General features: G+C 47.2%; 10 protein-coding genes. 6 read left to right on the top strand and 4 right to left on the bottom strand.

All coding sequences use genetic code 11. From position 1 onward, the window contains the following. Positions 1-27: 27 nt before the first annotated feature. The 3 genes from F9L33_RS12010 (at position 28) to F9L33_RS12000 (ending at position 3,807) form a co-directional block, all read left to right on the top strand. Positions 28-897, top strand: a complete 870-nt coding sequence (locus F9L33_RS12010; protein WP_152143044.1) for a glutathione S-transferase — start codon at positions 28-30, stop codon at positions 895-897. Positions 898-942: 45 nt separating this feature from the next. Beyond that, positions 943-2,454, top strand: a complete 1,512-nt coding sequence (locus F9L33_RS12005) for a YifB family Mg chelatase-like AAA ATPase (RefSeq protein WP_152143043.1) — start codon at positions 943-945, stop codon at positions 2,452-2,454. A gap of 99 nt (positions 2,455-2,553) precedes the next feature. After that, positions 2,554-3,807 carry a hypothetical protein gene (locus tag F9L33_RS12000; RefSeq protein WP_152143042.1) on the top strand — a complete coding sequence of 418 codons (1,254 nt, stop codon included), beginning with the start codon at positions 2,554-2,556 and terminating at the stop codon, positions 3,805-3,807. 58 nt (positions 3,808-3,865) lie between these two features. On the opposite strand, the gene gshB is transcribed toward F9L33_RS12000, so the two are convergent. From gshB to rsmI, 3 genes are read right to left on the bottom strand one after another with little or no spacing between them, the layout of a single operon-like run. Further along, complete coding sequence (gene gshB, locus F9L33_RS11995; protein ID WP_152143041.1) at positions 3,866-4,804, bottom strand: glutathione synthase; 939 nt, start codon at positions 4,802-4,804, stop codon at positions 3,866-3,868. A gap of 56 nt (positions 4,805-4,860) precedes the next feature. Next, complete coding sequence (locus F9L33_RS11990; protein WP_152143040.1) at positions 4,861-5,205, bottom strand: YraN family protein; 345 nt, start codon at positions 5,203-5,205, stop codon at positions 4,861-4,863. Then, a complete protein-coding gene (gene rsmI / locus F9L33_RS11985; protein WP_226804111.1) occupies positions 5,198-6,055 on the bottom strand; it encodes a 16S rRNA (cytidine(1402)-2'-O)-methyltransferase in 858 nt (285 codons plus the stop codon). The genes F9L33_RS11990 and rsmI overlap by 8 nt, the downstream gene beginning before the upstream one ends. Positions 6,056-6,159: 104 nt before the next feature. Here rsmI and F9L33_RS11980 point away from each other — a divergent pair, with 104 nt between their 5' ends. From F9L33_RS11980 to murJ, 3 genes are read left to right on the top strand one after another with little or no spacing between them, the layout of a single operon-like run. Further along, positions 6,160-7,332 carry a penicillin-binding protein activator gene (locus F9L33_RS11980; RefSeq protein ID WP_152143039.1) on the top strand — a complete coding sequence of 391 codons (1,173 nt, stop codon included), beginning with the start codon at positions 6,160-6,162 and terminating at the stop codon, positions 7,330-7,332. After that, the gene (locus F9L33_RS11975) at positions 7,316-10,120 is read left to right on the top strand and encodes a [protein-PII] uridylyltransferase (RefSeq protein ID WP_152143038.1); all 2,805 of its coding nucleotides are present in this window, start codon (positions 7,316-7,318) and stop codon (positions 10,118-10,120) included. The genes F9L33_RS11980 and F9L33_RS11975 overlap by 17 nt, the downstream gene beginning before the upstream one ends. Then, positions 10,117-11,661, top strand: coding sequence for a murein biosynthesis integral membrane protein MurJ (gene murJ, locus F9L33_RS11970; protein ID WP_152143037.1), 1,545 nt, complete (start codon positions 10,117-10,119; stop codon positions 11,659-11,661). The genes F9L33_RS11975 and murJ overlap by 4 nt, the downstream gene beginning before the upstream one ends. Here the strand turns inward: murJ and F9L33_RS11965 are convergent. Beyond that, the gene (locus F9L33_RS11965) at positions 11,658-12,356 is read right to left on the bottom strand and encodes a rhomboid family intramembrane serine protease (protein WP_152143036.1); all 699 of its coding nucleotides are present in this window, start codon (positions 12,354-12,356) and stop codon (positions 11,658-11,660) included. The two genes, murJ and F9L33_RS11965, sit on opposite strands and share 4 nt — an antisense overlap. Between the last annotated feature and the right edge of the window lie 4 nt (positions 12,357-12,360).

Below are 12,360 nucleotides of genomic sequence, written 5' to 3'. Positions count from 1 at the left end.
CCCCAAAACCTCACCATACTAACCTTCATGACTTATGAACTCGCCCTTGGGGATTATATATATTCCAGCTGGTCGCTACGCGGTTGGTTGTTATTCGAAAAATTCAACCTGCCTGTGAAAACACATTGGGCACGGATGAAATCAGATGAATTCTACAAAATGCTAGAGGGTTTCAAACCTTCGCGCCTTGTACCCGCGATGAAATTTGACGGCATTGTGGTTCAAGATACATTGGCAATGGCCGAAACTTTGGCTGAACGCCATCCAGAGGCAAATATGTGGCCAACCGATCCAGCAGCCCGCGCTATGGCCCGTAATCTGGTTGCAGAAATGCATTCATCATTCGTGAATTTACGTTCCGATTGCTCAATGAATTTGCGCCGTAATTATCCAACATTTGCCCCATCCGACGCAGTTTTAAAAGACACCGCAAGGGTCGAAGAACTCTGGTCAGTCGCACGCGCAACATACGGTACGAACGGCCCGTGGTTATTCGGCGATTACACAATCGCAGACGTCTTCTACGCACCCGTTGCCACACGCTTTGCAACATTCAATTTGCCACGTAATGATGTATCAGATGCCTATATAGATGCGCATCTCGCCGATCCAGCATTCCGCCGCTGGCGCGCTATGGGCTTTGCACAAAACTACATCCAACCAGGCTATGACAACGATTTACCAGAGGGTGAATGGACAGGTCCCAAACGCCTGCCAGCAAATCCAGTGGATGCAGGTCCATCTGAAAACACGAACTGTCCTTATTCAGGCAAGCCAGTCACTGATTTCTTAGAACTAGACGGCCGTATATTCGGCTTCTGCAACACATTTTGCCGCGATAAGACTGTTGCTGATGCAGAAGCTTGGCCTGCCTTCATGGAAATTTACCAAAAATAAACCATTCCCCCTGTTAGCTGTTAACCACGTTCACAGGGGAAGACCATGGTCACACGCGCCTACACAGTTGCATTCATAGGCGTCGAGGCACGCTTGATCGAGGTACAATGCTCCCTCTCTCCAGGCCTTCCTGCCTTTAACATTGTGGGCCTGCCCGACAAAGCCGTATCAGAAGCCAAAGAGCGCGTGCGCGCCGCACTCACCTCTATGGCCTTGGCACTTCCCTCAAAACGTATCACTGTAAACCTATCCCCCGCTGACCTCCCCAAAGAAGGCTCCCATTTCGACCTACCTATCGCTCTATCCCTCCTTGCAGCCATGGAAGTCATCCCAAACGACGAGGTGTCTAGACAAGTGGCACTGGGTGAACTCTCGCTTGATGGCAAACTCATCCCCGTGATCGGCGCCCTCCCCGCAGCCCTTGCCGCTGCGGAGGCCTCTTGCGATTTGATCTGTCCCAAAGACTGCGGTGCAGAGGCCGCTTGGGTTGGTTCCGTAAACGTCATCGCTCCCGCAACGCTTTTGCAAGTTATGAACCATTTCAACGGCAAGCAAATCCTAAAAAGCGCAGAACCGGGCGAAGTTACCAAAGATACAGAAGAACGCGACTTACGCGATGTCAAAGGCCAAGAGCGCGCCAAACGTGCCATGGAAATCGCCGCCGCAGGCAGGCACCACCTGTTTATGGTCGGGTCTCCCGGATCAGGCAAATCCATGATGGCATCGCGCATGCCCAGTATATTGCCAACATTGAACGCTCAAGAAGCGCTGGAAACCTCGATGATCCATTCCCTCGCAGGGCTATTATCCGAAGGTGGCATATCCAAAACCCGCCCCTTTCGTGATCCGCATCATACAGCCTCTATGGCCGCCATAGTCGGCGGCGGTCGCAGTGCAAAACCAGGCGAAATCTCATTGGCACATAACGGTGTGTTGTTCTTGGACGAACTCCCCGAGTTTTCCCGCCAAGTGCTAGAAACCCTACGCCAACCCGTAGAAAACGGAAATGTCATGATCGCCCGCGCAAACGCCCATGTAAAATACCCGTGCAAGTTTATGTTAGTAAGTGCTGCAAACCCCTGCCGATGCGGATATTTAGCCGATCCTGCTCGCGCATGCGCACGCGCTCCCCTATGTGGGCAGGATTACTTAGGGCGCGTTTCAGGCCCTCTTATGGATCGTTTCGACCTACGCGTAGAAGTTCCACCCGTTACCTTACAAGACCTTTCCTTAGAGAACCCAAAAGAAGGTAGTGAAGATATAGCGAACCGTGTCGCTAGAGCACGCGATATTCAAACGAACCGCTATAAAGACACTCTAGGTGCAACCCTAAACACAGATGCCGAAGGTGAGGTTCTAGAAGCCGTTGCCACACCTGATGCAGAAGGCGCAGAACTTCTCTCAAAAGTCGCAGATAAATACCGCATGACCGCCCGCGGATATCACCGCGTGCTACGTGTTGCCCGCACAATTGCAGACTTAGAAAGCGAACCAAATGTCCGCCGCCATCACATCGCAGAGGCAGTCAGTTACAGATTGGTCAGTGCAAACATTTAAGCAATTCAATAATCTCAAATTGATGCATGCTTAGCCTTTTTTTAGACACAATCGAATTCTAACAAAACCATATTTAATGTAATTATAAGGTGAGGTTTTATGGAAACCATAATTAGTCGATTTGATACTGATAACCAATATAACTGGAGTGAAATACATACAGCGCGTGATGAAAACGGTGTAATTGTATCCCGTCACACACTTTACGATAATGGCCTTCTAAAAGACGTGAATTACGAAAATGGTACTCTTTCTTATGTTCAATGGCTTGATCAATCATACGATGGGTTAGCTGCGAATTGGCAAACGCGCGTTGCTGAATATGATGCAGAAGGGAATGTTAAAAGTAATTTCACACAATTCGATAATGACATCATAAAAATCGAAAACTTCGAAAACGGCGTTCGAACTTTCATTGAACAACAAGATCAATCACAAGATGGGTTAGCCGCAAATTGGCAAACGCGCGTTGCTGAATATGATGCAGAAGGGAATATTAAAAGTAATTTCACACAATTCGATAATGACATCATAAAAATCGAAAACTTCGAAAACGGCGTTCGAACTTTTATTGAACAACAAGATCAATCACAAGATGGATTAGCCGCAAATTGGCAAACACAGGTAAATGAATACGATGCCGAAGGAAATCTTACGACAAAATTTACTCAATTTGACAACAACATTGAAAAAAACGAAGGCTTTAAAAATGGCATTCGAACTTATATAGTAAAAGAAGATTTATCCGAAGACGGACTAGCTGCAAATTGGAAATTTCTTAGCAATCAATACGATACAGAAGGAAGCCTTATCAGCCAAAATATAAAATACGATAATGGCGTTGAATCATATAGATTCTTTACTGATGGTGTACTTAGGCACAGGTTAGAAGGCGATTATTCTGAAGATGGGTCAGCTGTAAATTGGCAGGCTTTGACAATCTTTTATGACGCTGCAGGCAATGTAGAAAAACGCAACACGACCTATGATAACGGTATCGATGAATTTATTAAATATACAGGTGGAGTACGTTCTGAAAACTTGCAGTTAGATAATTCTGCTGATGGCTTGGGGCAGGATTGGGGCCTTATAAGAAAAAATTATGATGAAAATGGAAAGCTCGCCTCAAAAGTTACCTACTTTGATGACACAGACTCTATATTCGAATTTTATGACGAAGGTACAATTCAAGCTCGTTTAGGTATTGATGGTGACGATGACAAAGACTGGTTTGCAAAAGAAATATTATATGATGCTGACGGTGAAAAAACGGACGTTATTTTCTATGAAACAGCAGAAGATATTCCCGAATTTTACGAAGTTCCATCAGGCTATCTGGATACAATAGCATAACAAACGTGACCTTATACGGCTGATACGAAACCATCGTTATCAGCCGTATATTACCAACCTATCTTTTCGCTTCAATCGCTTCCCAGATTTTTTCGGCAACATTCACACCGTCAAACCGTTCCAATTCCTGAATACCCGTTGGCGATGTCACATTAATCTCGGTCAAATTGCCACCAATGACATCGATGCCTACAAAAATCTGACCTTTTTCGCGCAGCAATGGCCCGATACGTTCACATATCTCCAAGTCGCGTTCATCCAACGCCACCTTCTCAGGACGTCCACCAACATGCATATTGGATCGCGTCTCACCCTTAGCAGGAACGCGGTTAATTGCTCCTACAGGGTAGCCATCCACCAAGATCACACGTTTGTCGCCCTTACTGACATCAGGTAGAAACTTTTGCGCAATCAACGGTTCACGATTAATACCCGCAAACAACTCATGCAGAGAGTTCAGATTGTTATCATCGGCGCGCAGACGGAACACACCTGCACCACCATTGCCATAAAGCGGCTTTAAAATGATATCGCCATGCTCTTCTTTGAATGCTTTCAACGTGTCCAAGTCACGCGAAATCGTTGTGGGTGGTGTCAGATCAGGGAAATTCAAAACCAGCAACTTCTCAGGATAATTGCGCACCCATTCTGGATCATTCACCACCAAAGTATCAGGGTGGATCATATCCAAAATATGCGTGGTCGTGATGTACCCCATATCAAACGGTGGATCTTGGCGTAACCAAACTACATCCTGTGTACTCAGATCAATTTCCTGAAACTCACCAAGTGAGAAGTGATTACCCTCTTCACGGCGCACTTCCAACGGCCAGCCTTTGGCTGTCACTTTACCTTGTTGATACGACAAACGATCTGGCGTGTAATAAAACAATTCATGACCACGCGCTTGGGCTTCTAATGCAATGCGAAACGAACTGTCGCCGTTGATATCAATCGGCTCAATCGGGTCCATTTGAATGGCTACTTTAAGAGACATGTATTCACCTAATTTCTAATTTACCCATTCATGGCCCAGCACGACCAGAGTTGCAATTAGAGAAATGCGTTTTCAATCACCTCTACGCGACCGACCTTATCCACCAATGCAGCATCAAATCGGCAATCCACATCCCCTGCCATATCAGACAGGTAATCTTGGGCAGCTGCGTATATCCGTTGGATTTGGCGCGGCAAAATTCGCGCAGCCGCAGTATCAAAGGTTTTGCTGCATTTCACCTCAACAAACACCCATTCGCGTTGCCCCATGAAAATCAAGTCAATCTCACCATGTGCTGATTTGAAACGTGTTTCCTTCAAAACATATCCAAGCCGTTTGTAATGATCCGCAACTATATCTTCAGCAGCAATCCCTTTGTAGTAAGAGCTTTGATTAACCATTATCCTTTATGTCCAATGCACGATTATACGCTTCCTTGCGTGATATACCCATTTCAAGGGATACCTTATTCGCTGCATCTTTGACTTTCATATCTTTCAATGCGGTTAACAAAGCCGCATCAATATCATCTTGGGTCATTTCCACCTTCACAGGGGTACCCACAACAATCACAATCTCGCCTTTGGGTGTTGGTACATCTGCATAATGGTCCACCAACTCTTGCAAAGTGCCACTCCGTGCCTCTTCGAACTTCTTGGTCAACTCACGGCAAATCGTTGTAGAACGCGCACCGCCAAAAGCCGTAACCATATCCGCCAAGCATTTCGATAGCCGCTTAGGGGATTCGTAAAATACAAGCGTTGACGGAATAGCCGCCAAACTACGGAAGTAATCCGTACGTGCTTTGGTCTTATTAGGTGCAAAACCTGCAAAGAAAAACTTATCCGTTGGTTGCCCTGCCACACAAAGAGCTGCCAACAATGCAGACGCACCGGGAGCTGTACGTACATTATGGCCTTCATCACGCACATGTTGCGCCAAGTGGTATCCTGGATCAGCCAACAAAGGTGTCCCTGCATCAGAAACCAAAGCCACAGACCGTCCCTCTTCCAAAGCTTTCAACAAAAACGGACGTTTTTCTGCGCCATTGTGATCATGATAAGAAATCAACTTGCGATCACCCAAAGTAATCCCATGAATATCCATCAATTTTCGCGTATTACGTGTATCCTCAGCAGCGATAATATCTGCCAAACTTAGAATATCCAAAGCCCTCAATGTAATGTCGCGTGCGGCCCCAATCGGGGTCGAAACAATGTATAATCCGGGCGGCAGTTTTGCAGCAGTCACTTGCTTATTTCCAGTCTATTTAGGCCAAGGCGTTGATTTCGCTTATGACAGTACCTAGGTTTCAACGCAAACGAGTCGTTTATTCAATATAATGGGGAAGAATAATGAGTGCGCAAAAACCAACAAATATTTCAAAAACAATACGATTTGGCTTCTTAGCCTGCGCAGCGACCTTTTTATCTGCCTGTGTAGAGACAAGTAACGTTGGGCAAACAGTTAACCCCAGTAAAAAAGTAAAAGTCGCCCTTTTGGTTCCAGCTGGAACAGGCAATGCGCAACAAGACGCTTTAGCAGCAAGCCTTGTGAACGCAGCAAAGCTTGCTGCCAGCGATATAAAAGGCGCGCAAATCGATCTAAAGGTTTACTCAACAGGTGGTTCTGCATCGCAAGCCAGCCTTGTCGCTAAAAAAGCTGTTGATGAAGGCGCTAAAATCTTAGTCGGACCACTTTTCGCACAAGCCGCAAACGCAGCAGGTGTTGCTGTTGCAGCTCGTAATGTGAATGTTCTTAGCCTATCAAACAACACTCAAATCGCAGGTGGAAACGTATTTGTTCTGGGTAGTACGTTCGAAAACAAGGCCAACCGTTTGGTGCGTTATGCTGTTGGCAAAGGCAAACGTAATGTAGCTGCTGTTGCAGCAAATAACGCAGCAGGCTCCGTTGCGTTAGAAGCTGTGCGTAAAGCCGCATCTCAATCGGGTGCTAACTATACTGGCTCTACATCTTATGAGTTCTCATCAGAAGGTGTTGTTGCTGCAGTACCTGCTATTAAACAGCAAGTATCCAGTACTGGTACCGAAGGTTTGGTTTTCTCCTCTGATTCAGCAGGTGCTTTGCCAATCCTTGCCCAGCTCCTACCAGAAAACGGTGTAACATCCGCTAAAGTACAATACATGGGCCTTACACGTTGGGACATCCCAAAAAGCACATTGGCTATCCCAGGACTACAAGGTGGGTGGTTCACTCTACCTGATACTGGTTCTATCTCAGCATTCAGAACACGCTATTCAGCCAGCTATGGAAAACAGCCGCATCCGTTGGCAGGTTTCGCATATGACGGTGTTGCTGCGGTCGGCGCACTATTAGCAACAGGCTCATCTGATGCTTTAACGCGGTCCAAACTGACGCGGTCTGGCGGTTTTGCTGGTGTAAATGGTGTATTCAGGTTAATGCCTGACGGAACAAATCAACGCGGCCTAGCCATCGCAGAAGTTCGCGAAGGTAAAGCAGTTGTAATCGATCCAGCACCGAGGGGATTTGGTGGAGCAGGCCTTTAATTTATCGCGAAAATTTCAATCCGCACCTTCGTCGGACGAGTTAATATGCCCGCCCGACGTTCTTTTTGATAAAAAACAAGTCACCGCGGACATTCGCAAAGTTTTCGACGCAAACATGAAAACAGGCAGACGCGCTGAAATCGCAGCCGTCTTACGCGATACTTATACCCAAGGCCGCGCTGCAATACGCGAAGCTTATGAAAAAGCTCCGTTTGAAACACATCGTGTCACAACCTCATACACTTACCTAACCGACCAAGTCGTTTGCGAAGCTTTTAAGGTTGCGGCAACGATGCTTCACCCAAATCCAGAAGATGATAAACATAGTCGCGTGTGTATGATCGCGGTTGGTGGATATGGTCGCGCAGAAATGGCACCGCATTCCGATGTTGATCTCTTATTTCTAACCCCGCAGCGTTTAACAGAGTGGACAGAAACAGTTGTCGAATCCATTCTATACATGCTGTGGGATGTGAAATTGAAAGTGGGCCACGCCACACGCTCGATCGATGAATGTGTAAAACTTGGCAAAACAGATTTAACCATCCGCACAGCATTATTGGAATCTCGGTATCTTGCTGGCAAGAAAACCCTCTCCAACCAATTAGATCGCCGCCTATGGAAAGAGCTATTTAGCAAAACAGGTCCAGAGTTCGTTGAGCAAAAACTGATCGAGCGCGAAGATCGCCACACCAAACAGGGCGGCCAACGGTTTATGCTTGAGCCTAATGTAAAAGAGGGCAAAGGCGGTTTACGTGACCTTCAGACCCTTTTTTGGATCACAAAATACCTCAGCCATGCTGAAAACCCCGAAGAGATGATCCAACAAGGGTATTTCACAGCAGAAGAACACGAGCAGTTCTTTGAAGCGCAAGAGTTTCTATGGACAGTACGCTGCCATCTACATCTGATAACCAAACGCGCGACAGAACAGCTAACATTCGACACGCAAATCGAAGTCGCCGAAGCTCTTGGATACGAAGACCAAGACGGGCAACGCGGCGTTGAAAAATTCATGCAAGATTACTTCCGTCATGCCACCAAAGTGGGTGATCTAACACGTATCTTCCTGACAGCACTAGAAGCGCAACATGTGAAAAAACAACCGCATTTTGGCAAACGACTGATGCAAGCTGTGGGTTGGGGGCGCGAAAAAGTTGCCGCAGGTTATGCTGTACAACACGGGCGCATCACCTTTGATAATGAAAATACTGTATTCGATGATCCTTTGAATATCTTACGCATCTTCCAAGAAGCGTTACGATCGGAAATTCTAATTCATCCAGATGCCATGCGCCTTATCTCGGCAAACCTTGATCTAATAGATGATGATTTTCGCACAAACCCAGAAGCCATCGCAATTTTCCTTGATACACTGATAGAACAAGGGAACCCAGAACGCGCCTTGCGACGCATGAATGAACTGGGTGTTTTGGGCGCCTTTGTCCCAGAGTTCCAACGCATCATCGCGATGATGCAGTTCAACGTTTACCATCACTACACCGTAGACGAACACACCATCCAATGTATCTCTAACCTCGCACAAATTGAGCGCGGTGAATTACAAGAAGATTTGCCAATCGTATCACGCCTTTTGGAAAGAGGGGTCAATCGCAGGATCATTTATGTTGCTTTACTTCTGCACGATATCGGCAAAGGTTTACCCGAAGATCATTCCATTGCAGGTGCTCGTATGGCAGGAACCATCGCCCCACGTTTGGGACTGAATGCGGCAGAAACAGAAACCGTTATTTGGCTGATCCGCAACCATTTGCTAATGTCCGACGTTGCCCAAAAGCGTGACCTATCTGATCCGCGTACCGTTCGCGATTTTATCCGTGTTGTAAAAAGCAGTTCACGCCTCAATTTGCTTACGATCCTAACCGTCTGCGATATTCGCGGCGTTGGCCCCGAAACATGGAATAACTGGAAAGCCCAACTGATCCGAACATTATATCATGCCAGCGCTCAGGTTTTCAAAGATGGCATGGATAAGCTTACGAATGCACACCGTTTAGATGAATCTAAAGCAGCCTTACAAACGGCATTGGGATCAGAACACAAAAAACTATACGAAGCAGAAGATGAACGTCATTACGACCCATATTGGCAAGGTTTGGATACCGCGGCACATATCATTTTTGCGCATCTATTTTCAAAAATGGGCCATGAAGAAATGGCAATCGATATCGTTCCTGACATCGACCGCGATGCCACACGCGCATGTTTTGTGATGCAAGATCACCCTGGCATATTTTCACGTCTTGCAGGCGCTCTTGCCTTGGTTGGTGCAAATGTCGTGGACGCACGGACATATACCACTGCGGATGGGTATGCGACTGCTGTATTCTGGATCCAAGATGCCGATGAAAAGCCATATGAAATGGGACGTATTGATCGCTTAAAATCAATGATCCTGAAAACACTCAAAGGCGAAGTTATTGCCCGTGACGCCCTTAAATCACGCGATAAACTAAAGAAACGCGAGCGCGACTTTATCGTACCAACCGAGATTACATTCGATAACGAAGGATCAGAAATCTATACGATTATTGAGGTAGATACTCGTGATCGCCCTGGTCTTTTACATGATCTGACCCTCACCCTGCGCAACGCAAATATCTACATCGCCTCCGCTGTAATTGCCACATATGGCGTTCAAGCCGTAGATGTGTTTTATGTTAAAGATACATTTGGCTTGAAATTGCATGCGCAAAGCAAACGCGATGCGATTGAGAAAAAACTGCGTGATGCGATTGCAAAAGGGGCAAAGGGGGCAATGTCATGACAAAACCAATACGTCTGGTTGCGTCTTTTTTCACTGTTGGCCTTTGGACGCTTCTCAGCCGTGTTGCTGGGTTTGTCCGTGACATCATGATCGCCGCCTTCTTTGGCTCTGGCCCCATTGCCGAAGCTTTTCAGGTTGCGTTTTCCTTACCAAACATGTTCCGCCGCTTCTTTGCCGAAGGCGCATTCAACATGGCTTTCGTACCAATGTTTTCCAAAAAACTAGAGGCTGATGAAAACCCTGTAGAATTCGCTCAAGACGCCTTTGCAGGATTAGCAGCTGTCCTCATCGTTCTAACCCTTATCGCACAAATGTTCATGCCTTGGTTCGTCTGGGCAATGGCCAGCGGTTTCGTGGGCGACACAAGGTTCGATACCGCCGTCGATTTCGCCCGTATCTGCTTCCCATACATCCTGTTTATATCTCTCGCGGCACTCTTAAGTGGCGTTCTAAATGCCAGTGGGCGTTTTGCGGCAGCCGCAGCAGCGCCCGTCTTCCTAAATATCATCATCGTTGCTGCTATGGGCAGCGCATACCTACTGGGTTGGGACACGTCCCGCGCCCTTGTCTGGGCTGTGCCTGTGGCTGGTATCGCTCAAATGGGGCTCGTCTGGTATGCCGCAGATCGTGCAGGCCTACGCCTTATCCCACGCCTACCTAAAATGACACCAGATATAAAGAAACTCGCTATAATCGCTGCCCCAGCGGCGCTTGCTGGTGGGGTGGTGCAGGTTAATCTTTTGGTAGGACGTCAGGTCGCCAGTTATTTCGATGGTGCCATCCAATGGCTTTCTGTTGCAGATCGTTTGTATCAACTCCCCCTAGGCGTGGTCGGCATCGCCATTGGCGTCGTACTACTACCCGACCTATCACGCAAAATCCGCGCCAATGACACAGATGGTGGTCGTCACGCTTTCAACCGCGCAGCAGAGTTTTCATTGGCACTGACGCTCCCCTCAGCCGCCGCATTATGCATTGCCGCTGAACCCCTCATCTCCGTTCTTTTTGAACGTGGCAGGTTTACATCCGCAGATTCAATTGCCACAGCCACAGCACTTGCAGTCTACGCTTGTGGCCTCCCTGCATTTGTATTCCAAAAAGTCATCCAGCCACTCTATTTCGCACGCGAAGACACCAAAACACCGTTCTACTTCGCCCTCGTCTCTATGATAATCAATCTGGTTGTTGCCGTCGGTCTATCCTATCAATTCGGATATATCGCTGCTGCACTTGGCACCACAGTATCCGCATGGGGCATGATCATCCTACTTTGGCTTGGCACTAAAAATATGGGTGATGCGGCACGTTTCGATGACCGCTTTGTAAAAACACTGCCAAAAGTCTTAATCGCGGTCGCCATAATGGGTGTCGTTGTTTACGGCGTCCAATTAACACTAACAGAAGCGTTGCACACACACGGAAAACGCTACATTGCATTGGCAGCATTAGTGATATCAGGCATGGCAACCTACGCGATCGCCCTTATCGGCACAGGGGCTTATTCAGTCACAGATATCAAAGGGTTTGTGAAACGCGGTTAACGTTGCCGCGCCATCAATAACACCTTTTGCAACCGTTCTTTGCCATCTGGCCCCAGCACAATGGACAGTGCAAACCCAACACAGAATCCAATCATTTCGGCCAACCATTCGTTGGTTCCACCAAATAAGAACTTATAAAGCAGCGCAATTCCTAAGAAGAACAAGATAAGGGTAAATGCTTTCAGCCCGCTTTGGCCTGATCTTTTAAGACTGCTGAACTGCAACCACGTAAATGCACCAATCAATCCGAAAACGGCAGGATAAGCACCAATCAACGCATATTGCTGATCTAGCACCACTGAATACAACGCTGCCCCAATCGCCGAGCTGGCAAAGAATATCAATAAAACTGCGAATGAATTCATGACCTCAGACACAAATTTCCCAATCGCCAACACGAACACGACCGCAAACAATGTGTGCATGAACGACTGATGCAAAAATGGATAGGTCAAAAACCGCAGCATATTTTCCCACGAATATTGCCCCGTTTCACGCATCCAATCAAAAACACTGTCGCTGAACGCATATTGCTGCACCGCTTCAATCCGCCAACCAATACCAGCTGCCCCACCAGCGAAACCAGCTTCAGCGGCTTGAAACACCAATTCCACACCACCCAACAAGCACACCAAAACGATCACAACGGGCGGCAAAGGGTTAATGGGGGGTGCATTCAAGTCAGGTTCGTACATTCAG

The sequence above is a fragment of the Amylibacter sp. SFDW26 genome (assembly GCF_009184395.1).
Lineage (GTDB): Bacteria > Pseudomonadota > Alphaproteobacteria > Rhodobacterales > Rhodobacteraceae > Amylibacter.
The sequence above is the reverse complement of the archived record's forward strand: the minus strand, read 5'-3'. Positions and strand labels throughout refer to the sequence as shown.